This is a genomic window from Streptomyces sp. NPDC040589 (assembly GCF_055594445.1).
This window is the reverse complement of record NZ_JBVIWP010000016.1, coordinates 117,451-135,133: the sequence shown is the minus strand read 5'-3', so window position 1 is coordinate 135,133 and position 17,683 is coordinate 117,451. Positions and strand designations below refer to the sequence as shown.

The following is a 17,683-nucleotide window of genomic DNA, read 5'->3' as shown; positions in this document are numbered from 1 at the left end:
GCGGCTCGAGCCGATCCCACATCGCATCAGTGATCACTAACCGGACAGACACACCCGATCAACTGACCAACCCGTCAAAGAGACACGCCCTAGGCCGGTCCGCCGTCACCGGTGGGGGCGCCTGAAGGGCACGTGTCCTGGTCGGGCTCCCTTCCCTCGGGCCGCCCAGCCGCCCGGAGCATCTGGCTCGCGGCCAGTTCGCGGTAGAGGGCGTTGCTGACCAGCAGTTCCTCGTGACGTCCGCCGGCGACCGTGCGGCCGTCCTGGAGCACCACGATGTGGTCGGCGTGCTGCACGGTGGACAGACGGTGGGCGATGACCAGCAGGGCGCACTCCTGGGCGACGTCCTTCATGACGGTGGTGAGAGCAGACTCGTTGATCGCGTCGAGGTGCGAGGTCGGCTCGTCCAGCAGCAGCAGTGCGGGCCGGGCCAGCAACGCCCTTGCGAGGGCGACACGTTGGCGTTCGCCACCGGAGAGGTTGCACCCGTGTTCACCGATGACGGCGGCCAGCCCCCCGGGCAGCCGGTCGACGACCTCTTCGAGCCGGGCCAGTTCGACGACGCGCCGGATCTCCGCCTCCGTGGCGTCGGGCACGGCGTAGGTGATGTTGTCACGCAGGGTGCCGTGCACCACATGGGTGTTCTGGTCGACCACGGCGATGCCTCGGCGGCAGTCCCCGCGAGTGAGTTCGGTCGCCGGCCGCCCCCTGAAGAGCAAGGTGCCCGCATCCGGTTCGTAGAACCTCGCGACCAGGGCGAACACCGTGCTCTTGCCGGCTCCGGACGGCCCGACCAGAGCCACGTGCCGACGCTGCGGGACGGCGAACGAAACACCGCGCAGGACCGGCAGCTCCGGGTCGTAGCCGAAGTGGACGTCGCGCAGGGCGAGGACGGGCTGTTCGCGGGTGCCGGACGGTCCGGTCGGCCGCGGTGCGGGTGCGCGGTCTGTCGCGCTCCGGGGTGCGGTGGGTTCCACAGGGAGGCGGAGCGCCTCGTCGATGCGCTGGTAGGCGCCCATCCCGCGCTGGACGAGGCCCACCGCGCGGAAGACGGAGGACAACGGCAGGACCAGGTACGAGGCGTACAGCAGGAACGCGACGAGGTCGCCGAGGGAGCCGGCGTGACCGCCGACGCGCAGGCCGCCGACGACCAGGACGATGAGGAAGGAGCCCTGCACGGCGAGTTCGACGGCGGAGCTCATCACGGAGGCGAGCTTCGCGGTGCGCACGCCCGCGCCGTAGGCCGCGTCCACGCGGGCGCCGATCCCGGCCGCCTCCCGCTCCTCGGCCCGGTGCACACGGACCATCGGCAGGGCGGACAGGGCGCGTTCGAGATCGGCGGCGACGGCACCGACCGAGCCCTGCATGTGTTCGGACGCGTTCCTGATGCCCGTGAGCAGTGAGGCGACCACCACGGCCGACGCCGCCACGGTCACGACGACCAGGAGCAGCAACAGGGGGTCCAGCCACGCCATGAGGGCGAGCGCCCCGGCCGCGACCAGGCTTCCCGTCACGAGATCGACCAGGGCCTGCGAGACGACCTCCCGCAGCAGGGTGGTGTCGGCGGTCACCCGGGAGATGAGGTCGCCGCTGCGGTGGCGGTCGTACTCCCTCATCTCCAGCCGGAGCAGCCGGCCCACCAGCCCGTGCCGGAGTTGGCGTACGACGCCTTCGCCCATCCGTTCCAGAAGGAAGCGTCCCGCCGCCCCCGTCGCCGCCTCGACGACGAACAGCGTGCCCAGGAGGGCCAGCAGCGGCCAGATGACCTGTCCGTGGCCACTGGCGTCCACGACCTGCTTGGCGACAAGCGGCTGGGCAAGTCCCAGGGCGGAGCCGACGAGGGTCAGCACGCTGGCGACGGCGATGGCGCCGCGATGCCCGGCCGTGAGCCGGTACATCGTGGCCACCGCCGCCAGGGTGGACTTGCCGGCTTCGGTCCCGGCGGCCGGGGCCCGGCCGTCGCGCGCAACCGCCGCGCCGGTCATCGGTCGGCAGGCCCCGGCAGCGGGGCGACGGTCACCAGGCGGGCGAAGTAGCCCTGCGGGACGCCCTCTCCGACGGGACGGCCGTCAGCCTCGACCCAGGCGTGCGCGGTGAAGGGCGGGGTGACTCGTACGCCGGTGCACCAGGTCGGCCATGTTCCGCCGAGCCTGCACAGCAGTGCCGCTCCCAGGGAGCGTGGCAGGCACCCCTTCGGCCCGGCGCAGCGCAGGCTGACGGCGCACATGGCGTCGCGTGCGCTCTGGGCCTGCCCGGTGGTCGCCGGTGCGGCGCCGCGCCGCAGGACGCCGAGCACGGTGCGGATGTGACGGGGTGGCAGCAGAGCGAGGGCGACTGCGGGCAGCAGGACGAGGCGGGCCGTCAGGCGCCGGCCCAGGGGCACCCCGGTGGGCCGCTCCAGTGCGCTGGGCGTCGTCATGAGGCGAGCCCCGACTCGCGCAGCTCGCGGACGAGCGTCTCGACGTCCTGGAGGGCTTGCGCCTGGTCGATGTCGAACTCCCGGACCAGGGCGGCGGCCGCGTCCGCCTCCTCGCCGCCGTCCAGCAGCGTCCGCACCACCAGGGTGGCCGTCGGGTTCAGCTCCCAGTAGGAGCCGACCCGTTCGTCCAGCAGGACGGTGCCGTAGTCGGTCTCGGCCGTGGAGACCTCGTCGCCGAACCGCAGGGGCATGTGGGGGCCTTTCTGACGTGTCTGACGGGGGTGTGGTCAGGGTTGTGGGACGTGGGCGCGGCGGCGGGTGAGCCCGCGCAGCCACACCTCCGCGGCGATCGTGGAGTAGAGGATGGCGTCGGAGAGCCCCGGGGAGGCGGGCCGCCGGGCGAGGCGGCGCAGCTCGGCGCCGTCCACCAGGCCCAGCTCCGCCAGCCGTGAGTCCTCCCACAGGGCCAGCAGGTCGGCACGGTGTTCGCGCAGTCCGTTGGAGGCGTCCATGGAGGCCGTGGCCTTGTTGCTGCGTCGCAGGCACTCCTCGGGCACGATCCCGCGCATCGAGGTGCTCAGGACGGGCTTGTACCGCCAGGGTGTGACGCGCTCGCTCGGACGTACGGACAGGCACGCCTCGATGACGCGGTCGTCCAGGAAGGGGGAGGCCATCGGCAGGCCGGCGCGGGCCGCCATCCGGTCCCACTGCCGGATGACGCGGGTGCAGGAGCGGATCTGTTCCAGGTCGGTGTGCAGCCCACGGTCCGGATGGAGCGGCGAGGCCGTCGCCGCGGCATCGAGCAGTGCCCGGCGGGCCAGCCGCTCGGCCTCGGGAGTCACCCAGCCGAAGAGGCGCGGGGTCATCCCCCAGCCCAGGCCCGTCGTGACGGACTGGGGCGAGGGGCCGCGCAGGTCACCGGCGGCGTCGGTGAGCCACCTCCGGTACGGACGGGAGTCGGTGAGTGCGCGGAGTGTGCCGCCGAGCGGCCATTGCCACAGCGCCCTGAACCCGCGCAACTGGCGCAGGGCGAACAGCGGCCGGGTGCGCAGCAGCCGGTGGTAGTACGCCTCGGAGCACCATGCCACGTGGTCGCCGCCGATGCCGGTCAGGTGCAACCGGCTGCCGCGCGCGGCGAGGCCGGGCAGGTGGTGCAGCACCCGGGAACGGTCCATGACGCCGATGGTGGGTTCGTCGAGGAGGTCGTCGATGCCGAGCAGATCCTCGTAGACCAGCGGCGAGTCGTCGGCGTCCCAGACCACGTGCTCGACGTCCGGCAGGTACCGCATCGCCCGCTCGGCCCAGGCCAGGTCGGTGTCCGCCGGATCCCGCCCGGGCCACGTACTGGCCACCACGCGGGCGGGGGAGCGGTCGGCCAGGAAGCAGACGGAGGTCGAGTCCAGGCCACCGGACAGATCACAGCTCACCACGCCGCCCTGACGGGTGCGCGCGCCGACGGCTTCCTCCAGTGCCGTCCGGATCAGGGGAGCCGCGTCGGCAAGCGGCCGGACGGGCTCCGGCGGCCTCCACCACCGGCTGTGCCGTACGGTGCGCCCGTCCGGGGCCACCACGACGGCACTCTGCGGGGGGACGGCGGTGACCGCACGCCACATCGAGGTCTCGAACAGCGGGTACGGGGCGGGCCACAGCAGCCTGACGGCCAGTTCCCCCACGTCGGGCTCCGAGCCCAGGACGGTGGCCAGGGTGTCGGCGCGGGTCGCGGCCACACGTACGCCGTCGATCTCCGCGTGGAAGACGAGCCGCAGTCCGCAGGCCGTGCCCTGCACCCTGATCCGGCCGTCGAGGGCGCCGGCGAGGTGGAAACTGCCGGGGAGGGACCGGGCCAGTGCGTCGAGCTCCGCGAGGTCACGCAACCGTTCGGCCCGGCGCCGCAGTTCGTCGGCGTCGACCGGGCAGCAGCCGACGACGGCGAGTGAGGCGCCGCGGACCCTCGCCGTGACGATCTCGTCGTCGTGCCAGTTGCCGACCAGCCAGGGCCGGCCCGACGCGTGCGCGAGGGTCCGGCTTCCGGGGCGGGCGAAGGAGCGGGCCACGGCGGCCGCGTCCGCACGGTCCGTGAAGACCGCGAAGTGCGCGTCGCCGGGGCCCGTCCCCGCACTTTCGTGCAGTTCAGTCATGACGTCGGGTCAAGGACCGTCGGTCGTCAGTTCTTGCTCAGGATCAGCCGGTCGTTGCCGGAGCGCTGGAGGAGCCCCGTCTCCTTCCGGAACGTACCGAGCCGGACGAGCGTCGGTGCCTCGTATGCCTTCTTCATGACCACTCCTCACGTGCAGGTGTGCCGGCCGCCTCCCTGACCGGTGGCCTTGGGGACCAGCCCAGGTGCCGCCGGTCGGCGCCGGGCTCATCGGGAACCCGGGCCGGGAAGCGGACGCAGCACTAGCTAGCTGCAGAGCGTGAGATCGAGGCAAGAGCCTCTGCGAAGCTCGGACAATATACAAAATGCGCACCTATCGGGTTGTGCGCCGGCTCCCGTTCGGCCGGTGCGGGCGCGGGCGGATGGCGCGGCCCGGGTGCGCAAGAGTGAGAAGGAACGTTTTGACATGCGCCTTCGGCAGTTGCTCGCAGCACCTGCCCGGACGGGTCCGTCGACGGTCCGGAGGGGCGCCGCCGGGGCGCGCTCCGCGCCTGCGACGTGCACCCCTAGGCCTGGGAGACCCGACCTCCTTCGCCGAACACGAAAGACCTCAGGCGCCCGGTCGCCACCCCAGGGCCGGGCCCAGCCTGGTCGCCATGTCGGTGAGGATCTGCACATGGTCCTCGTGCTCGAAGGTGAAGGGCAGGGCGAACGCCACCTCGTCCACCTCCCGGAACGCGGCGTGCGCGTGCAGCCGTTCGGCGATCTCCGCCGAGGTGCCCACCAGGTCCGGCGCGAACAGCAGCCGTGCCGGGCCCTGGGGTGAGGTGGTCCGGGGAGTGCGTTGGGCGGCGTACTCCTCATAGCGTGCGCGCTGCTCGGGCGAGGCGCCGTCCGTGGGGATGACGACCAGGCCCTGCGAGACCCGGGCCGCCTCGCCGTCGGGGTGGGCGGCACGGAAGGCGCGGATCTGGGCGAGCTGGATCGCCGCGAAGTCGTAAGGGCCCTCGGGGGCTTCGGCCTTCACCACGCTGCTGGTGAGGAGGTTCATGCCGCGTTCGCCCGCCCACCGGGCCGAGCGCAGGCTGCCGCCGCCGTACCACAGGCGACGGCCCAGCCCGGGGGAGTGCGGCTGCACGCGGTCCGAGAAGACCTCGAACCCCTCCGTGCCGCTGAAGTCCGTCACCGGCTCGCCCCGCACGGCGTCGAGCAGTCGCTCCACCCGCCCGTAGCCGAAGTCCTCGGCGTCGGCCGTGTCCGGGTAGAGGGCGCCCTTGACCTGGTCGAAGTGCATGGGCGGGCCCACGCTCACGCCCGGGTTGAGCCGGCCGCCCGACAGCAGGTCGACGGTGGCCAGGTCCTCGGCCAGCCGCAGTGGGTTCTCCCAGCCGAGCGGGGTGACCGCGGTGCCCAGCTCGATGCGGCGGGTGCGCTGGGACGCCGCCGACAGGACGGCGACCGGGGAGGAGACGCCGTACTGCAGATGCCGGTGACGGACCCACGCGCTGTCGAAACCGAGCCGCTCGCCCAGCTCGATCATCTCCAGCGTGGACTCGTGACCCCGGCGCGGGTCCGCCGCGTCGAAGAGCCCGATGGTCAGGAAACCCAGCTTGCGCAGCGGGCGCGGGGTCGGTGGCACGAGCCCTCCATCATTGAAGCTTCAATGGCTTACGGTCGTGTCAACCCGGCGGGAGCGCAGGCTGTTCCCGCCCTCGCCCGGTCAGCGCAGCGGGATCGTCACCTCGTCCTCGACCGGCGGGGCGACTTCCTGGGCACGGTTGCCGGTGGCCGCGTAGCAGCGCAGCCGGACCTCCTCGGGGGAGACGTCCAGGCGCAGGAAGCACTTGAAGAAGGGCGGGCTGTACGTCGCCGAGCCCGGCGAGAACAGCGACGTGTAGATCTTCCGCACCGGCAGCCGGAACCGCTTGGCCTTGTCGGGGCGGCGGCCGGTGCCGAGCAGCCCGGCGACCAGCCGGACCCGCCGGGTGACGCGCGTCGAGGCGTCCGGGGTGCGCGCGGGCTTGATGCCGAGCCGCTCGGCGATCACGGCCGTCGCCTCGGCCTCGGTCAGCGTGAAGAAGCGGCGCATCCGCAGCCGGCGGCCGTAGAGCCGGCTGTAGAAGGCGAGGGAGTCGCCGCGCAGCGGATAGCAGCGGAAGTCCTGCTCGGTGACGCCCGCGACGCTGACGCGGGGGATCGTGTGCGTGGCGTGCATGAACGCGCCGCCCCCGCCCGCCACTACGTACTGCAGCGTGCGGCCGTCGTCCAGCCGGACCGGGTAGCGCTGGTAGTTGTGGATGTCGCCCCCGATCGCCGCCACGTAGTGGTGGTCCGGGTCGCGGACGATGGCGTCGACGGTCCCGCCCCCTTCGATCGCGCACGGCTCACCACGGCCGTCCACGTACAGCGGCGAGCCCGTGACCAGGATCTTCGGGCGGGGTCCCCGGGAGACCTCCCGCAGCCAGGCGCCCTGCTCGGCGTCCAGGGTGCCGAGCAGGCCCGTGTCGATGCCGATGATCCGCACCGGGCCGGCGTCGATCGCCCAGTACGGGCCCGGCTGGACGGCCTGCTGAGCGGGGGAGGAGCGCAACTTGCGGGCCTCGGCCAGGTGTTGCCCGTCGTCCGGGCGCGGCTTGTGCCACAGCAGCGACCGCAGCCAGGCCCGGCTGAGGGGACGCGGCCGGGGCTCGGGCGGCAGCGGCGGGGCGTCGTCGCAGAAGACGCGCATGAAGCCGCCGAGGTCCTCGTACCAGTCGTGGTTGCCGGGTATCGCGTAGATGGGCGCCTGGTAGTCCTGGTACGGGCGGAAGAACTTGGTGTCGTAGTCGTCCGCGCTGCCCACCGGGTAGATCACATCGCTGGCCAGTACGGCGAAGCTGGTGTCCTGACCGGTCTTCAGGAAGCCCGGCACGACGGCGTACTGGGGGTCGTCGCCCTCGCCGGTGTCGCCGATGACGAGGAAGGAGAACCGGTCCGGCTCCTCGCGCCGGATCACCTTGTCGGCCGGTGCGCCGGTGGCCTCGCGCTGTGCCACCCACCGGCCGCGTATTCGGCCGGTGGGGTCGCCGAACCAGGAGGCCAGCACGCCGTTGCGGGCGGCCCACAGCGTCTTCGGGTTCAGCCAGGAGATCTTCTCGACCCGCTGCGGCATCAACTGCTGGTACGCGCCGCGTTCGGTGCTGTTCCAGCCTGCGCCTTCGGCGGTATCGCGTGAGGAGTCAGACACCGATGCACCGTAACAATCGATCCGGAGGCCGTCCGCGGCGGGTTGCTCAGCGCTTGCGGGTGGGCCAGGTCGCTGCCTGCCGCGAACCGCCCTGCGACGCGGCGGAGTTGGCGGCCGAGCCCCGGCCGGAGGCGCCCGGGCGCGATGCGGAGGGCCGTTCGCCCACCACCAGCAGCGGATCGAACATCACCACGACCCCGGCCAGCAGCAGGAAGACGACCGGTCCCAGCAGCATCGGCAGCAGCAGCGACATGGGCGAGTCGCCCTCCCACGTCCCGTTGGCCGTGTCGTGCACATGGACGCTGACGGCGGCCATGCCCGTGTAGTGCATCCCGGACACCGCCACCCCCATCACCAGGCTAGCCCCGAGGCTCATCAGCAGGTTGCGGATCGTGACGGCCGACCACAGCGCGGCGGTCGCGGCGGCGACGGCGATCAGTACGGACAGTGCGACACCGAGCGGGTCGTAGCCGACGTCGCCGTTCAGCCGCATCGCCGCCATGCCCAGATAGTGCATGGTCGCGACGCCCAGTCCGGTGACGGTCCCCGCGACCGCCAGGACCGTGCGGCCCGTGCCGCGGTAGCCGACGATGAACACGCCGATGCCGACCACGACAACGGCCACGACGAGACTGAGCACCGTCGTGGCCGCGTCGTAGCGGATCCGGGTCTCCTCCACGTGGAAGCCGATCATGGCGATGAAGTGCATCGTCCAGATGCCGCAGCCGATGGAGGCGGCGCCTAACGCAAGCCAACCGGGCTTCCAGGATCGCGTATCGAGCAGCGAGCGCACGATGCACCGCAGCCCCAGTGCCCCGCCCAGGCAAGCCATCAGATAGGCCGCAACCGGGGTCACCGCACCGTAGCGGAACCCGTCGACCGTGCCGTCCATAAGCCAACTCCCCCCAGAGTCTTGGCTGGTGTGGAGGCAAGATCTACGGGCAGTGGACACGTGAAAGCAAGCCCTTACCGTCGGTAGATCGACAACTTCCGTTCATCGGGAGTCGACTTCGGTCAGAATGTGCGCTTCAGGAGGTCGAGCAGAGCCGCCCAGTGCCGCTCGTCGCCCTCCGCGTGGTACGACGCCGTGTCGGACTGTGTGAAACCGTGGGGCGCGCCCGGGTACACCTCGCAGCGGTGGCGGACGCCCGCCGCCGTCAGGGCCTCCTCCAGGCGCTCGATCTGCTCCGGCGGCAGCGAGGGGTCCTGGTCGGCGTGGCCGAAGTACAGCTCGGCGGTGATCGCGCCGGCCACCAGGTGCGGGCTGTCCGGCGTGTCCGTCGCCAGCCGCCCGCCGTGGAAGCCGGCCGCGGCCGCCACCCGCTCCGGGTAGGTGCCGGCGGTCAGCAGCGAGAGGCGGGCGCCCATGCAGTAGCCGGTCAGCGCGACCGGGCCGTCGGCCACCGCGGGAGACTCGGCCAGCCAGCCCAGATAGGCAGCGGCGTCCCGCATCGCGACGTCCGGCGTCAGGGTCTGCATGACCGGCATGATGCGCTCGAATATCTCCGGACGCGCCCCCGGGTCGATGAACTCGGGCAGATCGAACAGCGGGGCGCGACCGTGCCGGTAGAACACGTTCGGCACCAGCACCGTGTAGCCCTCACCGGCCAGCCGGTCGGCCATGGACCGCAGTCGCGGACGCAGGCCGAAGGCGTCCATGTAGAGCAGGACCGCCGGATGGGCGGCCCTGTCGTCGGGGCGGGTCAGATACGCGTCGGCGGTGCCGTCCTCGGTGGGGATGTCGACAGCGGTTCCCTGTACGGCGGTCATGGCTGGGCTGCCTCTCTGCGGAGTGTCGGACCTGCGGGTCTCGGCCAGGACCCGTCCGCGTGACCGGGCGGATCTCGGGCATCGTGACACGCCGCTTCCCGGGGCATTTCGCCCACCCCCCGCACACGGTTGAACCGTGAACGGCCCTTGGTGTGCGCTTTACTCGAACCGCGAGGTGTCGCCCGCGCCGTGCCGCACGATCTCCGCCTCCCCGCCGGAGAAGTCGATGACCGTCGTCGGCTCGGTGCCGCAGTCGCCGGAGTCGACCACCGCGTCCAGGACGTGGTCGAGCTCGTCCTTGATCTCCCAGCCCTGCGTCATCGGCTCCTCCTCGCCGGGCAGCAGCAGCGTGCTGGACAGCAGCGGCTCACCGAGCTCGGCCAGCAGGGCCTGGGTGACGACATGGTCCGGGATCCGGACGCCGACCGTCTTCTTCTTGGGGTGCTGCAGCATGCGCGGCACCTCCTTCGTCGCGGGCAGGATGAACGTGTAACTGCCGGGCGTCGACGCCTTGATCGCGCGGAACACGTCCTTGTCGACCCGCACGAACTGGCCGAGCTGCGCGAAGTCCTGGCACACGAGGGTGAAGTGGTGCCGGTCGTCCAGCTTGCGGATCGCCCGGATCCGGTCGATGCCGTCACGGCTGCCCAGGCGGCAGCCCAGTGCGTAACAGGAGTCCGTGGGGTAGGCGACAAGAGCGTCCGCGCGGATGCTGTCGGCGATCTGGCCGATGGTGCGCGGCTGGGGGTTGTCGGGGTGCACGTCGTAGTACTTCGCCATCTGCCGAGCTTATGCCGCCCGCGCGGGTCGGTGGCGCAGGGGCGGGCTTCGGCCCGGGATGAGTGCGTGGGACACGTGAGGTAACGTCCCCGACCGGTGCGCCGGAGGCGGTGCGAGGAGCGAGGGGAAGGCCGAGGTGGCTGGCCGAGAGGACGGGAACCGGCAGCGGGAGACGCCGGCCGGCGCGGGTCCGGCGTGGGCGGAGGAACTGCTCGAGCATCTGCGCCCGGCGGGACGCGACGTCCGCAGAGTCGTCGCCTGGCTCTCCGGCGCCGTGCGCGGGTCGGTGGCCCTGCAGGACGCCGCCGGGAATCTCATCGCCGGGAACCGGCTGCCGCTGGACGAGGACCTCGTCACGGACATCACCGCGGGCCGGATCGCCTCCGCCGCCTGGGAGAGCCGGGAGCGCCACCTGCGCCTGGTCCGGGTGGAACACCCCTCCCACGCGTGCGTGCTGGCCGTCTCCCGCGAGACCCCCTTCGACCGGCGGGCCTCCGACGTGGTCACCCACACCGCCCAGGTGATCGAGCTCCTGCTGACGGCGCGCGAGTCGACCGCGGCAGGACACCGGCTCCGGCGGGCCACCTCCGACCTGCGCCTGGCCATCCTGCAGCTGCTCATGGTCGAGGACACCGTCGCCGCCCGCCGCGTCGCCGCCGGGCTCTGGCCCGGACTGCTCGACGCCGACACGGCGTGCGTGTACGTGGTCGAGTCCGGCCCCGCCGTACGCGACCGCATCGCCGAGGAGTGCCTGGACAGCACCGGGGAGGAAGCCCTGGTCGTGCGCTGCCCGGCCATGGACGGGCACGTGATCGTCGTCAGCCCCCGTGACGCCACGCGAGAGGCCTTGCGATCACTGGTGGGACGGCACCCGGACCTCTTCCTCGGCGGCAGCGTCCGGCAGAGCCTGGCCCGGACCGCCACCGCGTACGGACAGGCCGTCAGCGCCCTCGCCGTCGCCCACTTCCGGCCCGACAAGACGGCCGTGTACGCCGAGCGCACCCACCCGGAACGCCTGATGGACCCGGTGGCGCTGCGCGGCTGGACGTCCCGTGTGCTGCGCCCGCTCGACACCCTGCCGCACCACACCCGCGCCGAACTCCTCGCCACCAACCGTCTCGGCCTGGAGTTCACCGCCGTCAACGCCGCCAAGGTCCTCGGCGTCAGCCGCAACACCGTCCGCGCTCGCATGGAACGCGTCGAGGGCCTGCTCGGCACGGACTTCGCCGACCTCACGGTCCGGGCCGTCGTCCACCTGGCGCTCAACACCCAGATCGGCCTGCCCGACGCGCACCTGGCGAGCGACACCGACAACCCCGGACTCCGGCTCTGCGACCTGCTGTCCGGGCCCGCCGTGCGCACCTGGGCACAGGACCTGCTGGGCCGGCTGGACGCGGACGCCAGGAACCCGCGCCGGACCCTGCGCACCTGGATCGCCGCCGGCGGCAACGCCGAACGGGCCGCGCAGACCCTGGGCGTGCACGCGCAGACCGTGCGCGAGCACGTCCGCAGCGCCGAACCCGTCCTGGAACGCCAGCTGCTGGCCGCCGGTACCGACCTGTACGAGGTCGTGCTCGCGCACCTGGCCGTAGGCGACCTCGAACTGCCGGTTTTCCACCGCCACGACTGACCGGTTTGCCTCAGGGGCAACCGGTTGGCCAGGTCCAGGCGGGACGAAACGGGCTCAACCGGACTTGGCTGTGCACGGGTGAGCCTTGTTGAGCGTGCAACGGGCATCGACGCGGTTCACAAGGCCTCTGCCATGGACGTAAGTTCAACGCACCGCGGGGGCACGACCGGAACGGGGGACCGGTCGCGCTCCCGCGAGCTGTCGGTCGGCCGCCTCAGCCCCGCAGCCGCACCGGGATCTCCTGCCAGCCGAAGGCGATGAAGGACGGCACCTGCCGCAGGCCCTCGTCACCGGTGGCCAGGCACAGGTCGGGGAAGCGGTCGAACAGGGCCGGCAGCGCGGTGAGCGCCTCCAGACGGGCCAGTGGTGCCCCGATGCACCGGTGGACCCCGATCCCGAACGCCAGATGGTCGTCGGCGGCGCGGGTGGCGTCGAAGACGTCGGCGTCCGCACCGTAGTGCTCGGGGTCGAGTCCGGCGGCGGCGTACGTCGTGATGATGGCGTCACCGGCCGGGACCGTGACGTCGCCGACGGTGAGGTCGGTGACGGCGAAACGGAGCGGCAGCGACGCGATCGACGGATGTGCCCGCAGCGTCTCGTCGATGACGGCGTCCCAGCCGATCTCCCCCGACCGCACGGCCGCCAGCTGCTCGGGGCTGCGGAGCAGGGCCACGGCCGCGTTGCCTATCAGATTGACGGTGGTCTCGAAGCCGGCCCCGATGACCAGCAGCAGCGTGTACAGCAGCTCCTCGTCGCTGAGCCGGTCGCCGTCCTCGTCCCGGACCTTGATCAGCTCGGTGGTCATGTCGTCACCGGGGTGCGCGGCCTTGTGCGCGATCAGCGCGGACAGCACGGTGCCGATCTGCTGCTGGACGGACGCCGCATGCTCAGGGCTCGGGTCGGTGGTGTCCATGATGGCCGCGATCATCCGGGCGGTGTCCTCCCGCAACTCGTCCGGGACACCGAACAGTTCGCAGATCATCCGCATCGGCAGCGGATGAGCGAACCCTTCCTTGATGTCCACGACCTCGTCACCGGCGGCGTCGAGCGCGTCCAGCAGCTCCGCCGTGATGGCCTCGACCCGGGGCCGCATCGCCTCCGTGCGCCGGTGCGTGAAGCTGGGCGCCACCAGCTTGCGCAGCCGCGTGTGGTCCGCGCCGTAGGTGGAGAGCATGTTGACCACGCCTACCCAGCTCACGATCCAGCCCCAGGACGGGTGCTCGCCGACCTCGGGCCACAGCCGCCAGTGCAGCCGAGGGTCCCTGCTGACCCGCGGGTCGAGGATGAGCTCCTTCAGCGTGTCGTAGCGCGTGGGCGCCCAGGCGGGGATGCCGCCCGGCAGCTCCACGGGCACGATCGGGCCGAGCGAGCGCAGCCGGGCGCTCTCGCCCGCGATGTCGGCGCCGAACGGGTCGAGAGCGATGCGGTCGGTCACGGTCACGGTCGTCCTCCTGGATGGTCGGGGGAGCGGGGGCTGAAACGGACGGGCAGCGCCGTCAGCGAGCGGTGGAAGGGACCGGGCCGCCAGGTGAGGCGCTCGCGGGGCAGCACGGGTTCGAGATCGGGCAGCCACTGGGTGAGCCGTTCGATCGCCTCGGTGGCGATGAGCAGCGTGTGCTGCTTCACCGGGCAGGCGTGCGGGCCCGCCGACCAGGACAGATGGGAGGCGTCGCCCGGGTGGCGGTCCGCGCCGCGCTCCTGCTCGGCGGCCTGCGCCAGCGCCCCGTAGGAGATCACCACCGGCACCGCCGCCCTGATCCACACGCCGTGGAAGGTCAGGGGCGTACGGGCGTAGTGGATGCCGTAGTTGGCGAGCGGCGTCTCGTGGTGCAGCACCTCCAGCACCGCGTCCGTCACGGGGCGGGCGCCGCTCGTGAGCGTCGAGTAGTAGGCCGGGTTGCCGAGGATCCTGGACAGCGCGTTCGACACCAGGTTGGCCGTCGGCTCGTGCCCCGCCCCGAGCGTGAGGAACACCTGCCAGGTGACCTCCTCGGGGGTCAGCCCCGCCGGATGGTCCAGCAGCCAGCTCGGCAGGTCGTCGCCGCGCCGCCCGCTCTTGGCGGCGATCAGCTCCAGCACGTACCCGCCGAACTCGGCCTCGCCCTCCGCCGCCTGCGCGCCGCCCTCGATCAGCTTGCCGAGGGCGGAGTCGAGCCGGTCGCTCGCGCTGTCCGGCAGTCCGAACAGGCTGTTGAACACCAGCGCCATCAGCGGCCTGGTGAACTCGCCGACCAGATCGGCCTCGCCCCGCGGCCCGAACCGGCTCACCAGCAGGTGCACCGCCCGGTGGATCCGGGCCCGCAGGTCGTGCGGCTCCACCAGGTCGAAGGCGTCGATCAGCGTGGTGCGGTAGCGGAGGTGGGCGGCGCCGTCGGCGAACAGGGTGTTGGGCCGCCAGCGCATCATCCCGAGCACCGGGGAGTCGTCGGGGACGGTCGCCTCCCACGGCCGGGGATCGTGCGAGAACGTCTTCGTGTCGTGCAGCAGGTCCAGCGCCGCCCGCCGGTCCGTGACGACGTACGCCGCCACACCGGGCGCGAGTTCCGCCCAGCCGACCGGGCCGTGGGCGCGCAGGGCCGCGTAGTAGGGGGAGGGGTCGCGGGCGAAGCCGTCCTCCCACAGGCGTACGGGCGACGCGAGGGAGAAGGCCTGCTCGGCGGGGGACGGATGTGTCACCGGTGCTCCGCGGGTCGGTGGTCGATCAGGTGCTGGACCAGGGCGAGCAGGGAGTCGATCGAGGAGTCCGCCTCCCGCGCGTCGCAGGTCACCATCGGGGTCGTCGGCTCCAGGTCCAGGGCGGCGCGCAACTGCTCGGGCGTGTGGTGGCGGGGCGCGTCCGGGAAGGTGTTGAAGGCGACCGCGTACGGCAGCCCGGTCTCCTCCACCAGCCCGAGCACGTCGAACGAGGCGTCGATCCGGCGGGCGTCGACCAGGACGAGCGCGCCGAGCGCCCCGTAGGAGATGTCGTCCCACAGCGGCCGGAACCGCTCCTGGCCGGGCGTGCCGAACAGGTACAGCACGATCCCGCCCGGCAGGCTGATCCGGCCGAAGTCGATGGCGACCGTGGTGGTCGACTTGTCCCGCACTCCGGCGAGATCGTCCACCGGCACGGACGCCTCGGTGAGCTGCTCCTCCGTGTGCAGCGGGCGGATCTCGGAGACGGAGCGGATCAGGGTGGTCTTGCCCACCCCGAAGGGCCCTGTGACCAGGATCTTCACCAGGTCGCGGGCGGTGTCGGGGAGGTGGACGTCCGTGCCGTCGGGCTGGGCGTCAACGGTGCTTGAGGTCGCGGAGGCCATCGGCCACTCTCTTCAGCAGGTCGGGGTCGAAGCGTCGGGCGGGCGGAATGGGCGCGCGGGCCAGTGCCAGGTCGCGGTCGACGAGGCCGGCGGCCAGCACCAGCACGGCGGAGACCGGCAGCCGCAGCAGGGCGGCGGCCTCCACGACCGTCAGCGACCCGTACTCCAGCTCTTCCAGCAGGGCCGCCTGGGCGGCGGGCAGATCGGGGGGAGCCGGCTCACCGCTGCCGGTGAGCACGGACAGCCGCTCCAGATGGGCACGGCTGGGCCGCGCCACCCCGCCGGTCGACAGGTACGCGGGAACCAGGGGACGGCCGCCTCTGCGGCCGGTCATGCCGGTGTGCCGCCGTCGGCACCTCGGGGCCCGGCGGCCATAGCCTTCTCGCCCAGCCGGGCGACCTGCGAGTGCACCCGGTGGGCGAGCAGGTCGAGACGCACCTCGGGATCGCCGTACGCGGCCACGCAGGTGCCGTGGTCCGTCGGCACGATGAGCACATAGCCGTGGTCCGACTCGATGACGACCTGCCGTATCTCGGCCTGGTCGGTGTCGGCGAACGCCGCCGCCGCGGTACGGCAGGCGCCCTGCACGGTGCTGGTGATGGCGGCGACCCGCTCGGCCGACGGCTGTGACAGCGCGTCGGTGTAGCCCGTCACGAGCCCGTCCCGGGTGAGCAGGACGGCCGCCACGACGTGCGGCACCTCCAGGACCGGTTCGAGCACCCATGCCGTGTCCCCCGCTGCGCGGCTGGTCATCGAGCCGTTCCCCCTTCGTGGTCGTTCCGGTCGTGGTCGGTGTCGTCGGATGCCGTCTCGGCCGTGGTCGCGGCCGGGGCACCCTCAGGTACGGCTGGGAAGGCGCCGGTGTTCGGCCTCGCGGCGGCGGAACGTCCGGCCGCCGTGCCGGACTGGAGCGCGCCGAGGGCCGCGGCGGACTCCTCGGGGCGCCGGGGCCTGCGCTGCGGCGCGGGAGCCGGAGCGGATGCGGGGCCCTGGGTGTCCGACGGTGGCGTGGCCCGGCTGCGGCGACGGCGCTGGGGGAGGCCGCCGCTGTCAACGGGGCTGTGGTGGCCCGGGGCCGGGGCGGCGGCCCGGTCGTCCTGGTCCGTGCCGTAGCCGTGCTCGTGGGCCGGGGCGGTGGCGAGCGGCTCGGGCGTCTCGGGCCCGGGCGTCGGCTCGGACCCGTCGGACCCGTGGGACGCGGCGGCCGGAACGGGTTCGGTTCCGCGGGACGGAGCGGGCGTGCCCGGCTCGGCGTCGCGGGGCGGGGCGGTGCCGCCCGCCGTGTCCCGCACGGCCTCCTTGCGGGTGGAGCGCGGGGCGCTGGCCGCCGGGGGCAGTTCCTCGGGGTCGATCCGCGTCAGCAGATGGCGGTCGACCCGCAGCACCGCCCGCACACCGCCGTACGGCGACGGGGAGGACAGATCGACGCTCAGATCGAACTGCCGGGTCAGCTGGCCGATCGCGGCGAGTCCCATGCGCGGCGGGTCACCGAGCTCGGTGAGCAGGATCGGTTCGCGACTGCCCACCATCCGCTGGGCCCGGGCCCGTTCGTCCTGCGTCATTCCCAGCCCGGCGTCGTCCACGGTGATACAGACACCGTGGTGGACGGCCTCGAGATTGACCACGATGGGGGTGTCGGGCGCGGAGTGCCGCAGCGCGTTGTCGAGCAGTTCGGCGACGATGATGGCGACCGGCTCGACGGCGTGGGACACCAGGGCGGTGCCGGCCGCCAGGTGGTTGTGGATCCGGACGCGCTGGTAGCCCGCGAGCCGGGCCTGACCGCCCGTCACCGCGTCCACGAGGTGCGACTCCTCCCGGGCGAGCCCGACCCAGGCCCCGCACACCACCGCGGCGATCTGCGCGCGGCGCAGCGACTGCTCGTTCTCGTGGTCCAGTTCGAACAGGGTCTGCGCCAGTTCGGGGTCGTCGTAGCGCTGTTGCAGACCGCGCAAGGCGTCCTGCAACCGGTACAGCGCCGCCTGGATCTCCCGGGTCGCCCCCCGCATCCCGGCCTGTGCGGCGGCGTCGATGCGGGTGCGCTGCGCGGCGATTTCGGCGTGCAGTCCCTTCAGCACCTGCTCCAGCGCGAACCCCAGGGGCGAACCGGCGAGCTGCGGGCTCAGCGGCCCGGGCACGGTGACGTGGGGATGCGCGACCTGCCGGGCGGCGGAGGGCAGGCGCCGCGCCGCCAGATGCTCGACCTCGGCCGTGAACGCCCTTGAGGTTCCGTCGAGTTGCGCTCGCAGCGCGGCCGTCTTCGCGCGCTGGGCGGCCAGTTGCCGTCGGGAGCGCAGCAGCCCGCCGCCGAGGGCGAACGCGGACAGGGTGCCGAGGGCGAGACCACCGACGGCCAGGTCCGGTAGTTCGATCATCGAAGCGATTCCAGGGAGAGTGGGCAGGGCGGAGTCCGAGGTGCTCTGGCGAGCTACCCGCAGCACAGTACACACCGTCATCGACTGATCTC

Annotated in this window: 17 protein-coding genes; 1 reads left to right on the top strand and 16 read right to left on the bottom strand. The window is 72.6% G+C overall.

Features of this window, described 5'->3' with window-relative positions; all coding sequences use genetic code 11:
* Window positions 1-89: 89 nt before the first annotated feature.
* The 10 genes from ACZ58V_RS40480 to ACZ58V_RS40435 form a co-directional block, all read right to left on the bottom strand.
* Complete coding sequence (locus tag ACZ58V_RS40480) at window positions 90-1,985, bottom strand: ABC transporter ATP-binding protein (RefSeq protein WP_471296300.1); 1,896 nt, start codon at window positions 1,983-1,985, stop codon at window positions 90-92.
* Window positions 1,982-2,419: a lasso peptide biosynthesis B2 protein gene (locus ACZ58V_RS40475; RefSeq protein WP_466798470.1), complete on the bottom strand. Its 438-nt coding sequence runs from the start codon at window positions 2,417-2,419 to the stop codon at window positions 1,982-1,984. Before ACZ58V_RS40475 ends, ACZ58V_RS40480 begins: the two co-directional genes overlap by 4 nt.
* A complete protein-coding gene (locus tag ACZ58V_RS40470) occupies window positions 2,416-2,670 on the bottom strand; it encodes a lasso peptide biosynthesis PqqD family chaperone (protein ID WP_358447697.1) in 255 nt (84 codons plus the stop codon). Before ACZ58V_RS40470 ends, ACZ58V_RS40475 begins: the two co-directional genes overlap by 4 nt.
* A 36-nt stretch (window positions 2,671-2,706) precedes the next feature.
* Entirely contained in the window at window positions 2,707-4,557 is a 1,851-nt protein-coding gene (locus ACZ58V_RS40465) for a lasso peptide isopeptide bond-forming cyclase (protein WP_471296296.1), read from the bottom strand.
* Between the two features lie 26 nt (window positions 4,558-4,583).
* Entirely contained in the window at window positions 4,584-4,694 is a 111-nt protein-coding gene (locus ACZ58V_RS40460) for a keywimysin-related RiPP (RefSeq protein WP_107047813.1), read from the bottom strand.
* A gap of 430 nt (window positions 4,695-5,124) precedes the next feature.
* Window positions 5,125-6,153, bottom strand: a complete 1,029-nt coding sequence (locus ACZ58V_RS40455; RefSeq protein WP_468198191.1) for an LLM class flavin-dependent oxidoreductase — start codon at window positions 6,151-6,153, stop codon at window positions 5,125-5,127.
* Window positions 6,154-6,234: 81 nt separating this feature from the next.
* Window positions 6,235-7,740, bottom strand: a complete 1,506-nt coding sequence (locus ACZ58V_RS40450; RefSeq protein ID WP_471296293.1) for a metallophosphoesterase family protein — start codon at window positions 7,738-7,740, stop codon at window positions 6,235-6,237.
* 46 nt (window positions 7,741-7,786) lie between these two features.
* Window positions 7,787-8,632 carry an MHYT domain-containing protein gene (locus tag ACZ58V_RS40445; protein WP_471296290.1) on the bottom strand — a complete coding sequence of 282 codons (846 nt, stop codon included), beginning with the start codon at window positions 8,630-8,632 and terminating at the stop codon, window positions 7,787-7,789.
* Between the two features lie 122 nt (window positions 8,633-8,754).
* A complete protein-coding gene (locus ACZ58V_RS40440) occupies window positions 8,755-9,510 on the bottom strand; it encodes a dienelactone hydrolase family protein (RefSeq protein WP_468198186.1) in 756 nt (251 codons plus the stop codon).
* A gap of 159 nt (window positions 9,511-9,669) precedes the next feature.
* Window positions 9,670-10,290 carry an L-threonylcarbamoyladenylate synthase gene (locus ACZ58V_RS40435; protein WP_468198184.1) on the bottom strand — a complete coding sequence of 207 codons (621 nt, stop codon included), beginning with the start codon at window positions 10,288-10,290 and terminating at the stop codon, window positions 9,670-9,672.
* Between the two features lie 136 nt (window positions 10,291-10,426).
* Here ACZ58V_RS40435 and ACZ58V_RS40430 point away from each other — a divergent pair, with 136 nt between their 5' ends.
* On the top strand, window positions 10,427-11,920 hold the full coding sequence (locus ACZ58V_RS40430; protein WP_471296287.1) for a helix-turn-helix domain-containing protein: 1,494 nt from the start codon (window positions 10,427-10,429) through the stop codon (window positions 11,918-11,920).
* Between the two features lie 214 nt (window positions 11,921-12,134).
* Here ACZ58V_RS40430 and ACZ58V_RS40425 read toward each other — a convergent pair whose 3' ends face one another.
* Genes ACZ58V_RS40425 through ACZ58V_RS40400 form a run of 6 tightly spaced genes read right to left on the bottom strand, consistent with a single transcriptional unit; the run spans window position 12,135 to window position 17,591 of the window.
* On the bottom strand, window positions 12,135-13,361 hold the full coding sequence (locus tag ACZ58V_RS40425) for a cytochrome P450 family protein (RefSeq protein WP_471296284.1): 1,227 nt from the start codon (window positions 13,359-13,361) through the stop codon (window positions 12,135-12,137).
* On the bottom strand, window positions 13,358-14,596 hold the full coding sequence (locus ACZ58V_RS40420; RefSeq protein WP_468198177.1) for a cytochrome P450 family protein: 1,239 nt from the start codon (window positions 14,594-14,596) through the stop codon (window positions 13,358-13,360). Before ACZ58V_RS40420 ends, ACZ58V_RS40425 begins: the two co-directional genes overlap by 4 nt.
* A complete protein-coding gene (locus ACZ58V_RS40415; RefSeq protein ID WP_468198174.1) occupies window positions 14,593-15,219 on the bottom strand; it encodes a GTP-binding protein in 627 nt (208 codons plus the stop codon). Before ACZ58V_RS40415 ends, ACZ58V_RS40420 begins: the two co-directional genes overlap by 4 nt.
* Entirely contained in the window at window positions 15,191-15,553 is a 363-nt protein-coding gene (locus ACZ58V_RS40410; protein ID WP_184598817.1) for a DUF742 domain-containing protein, read from the bottom strand. Before ACZ58V_RS40410 ends, ACZ58V_RS40415 begins: the two co-directional genes overlap by 29 nt.
* A complete protein-coding gene (locus tag ACZ58V_RS40405) occupies window positions 15,550-15,972 on the bottom strand; it encodes a roadblock/LC7 domain-containing protein (protein ID WP_189729808.1) in 423 nt (140 codons plus the stop codon). Before ACZ58V_RS40405 ends, ACZ58V_RS40410 begins: the two co-directional genes overlap by 4 nt.
* Window positions 15,969-17,591 (bottom strand): ATP-binding protein, encoded by a 1,623-nt coding sequence (locus ACZ58V_RS40400; RefSeq protein ID WP_471296281.1) that lies wholly within the window; start codon window positions 17,589-17,591, stop codon window positions 15,969-15,971. Before ACZ58V_RS40400 ends, ACZ58V_RS40405 begins: the two co-directional genes overlap by 4 nt.
* Window positions 17,592-17,683: the final 92 nt, after the last annotated feature.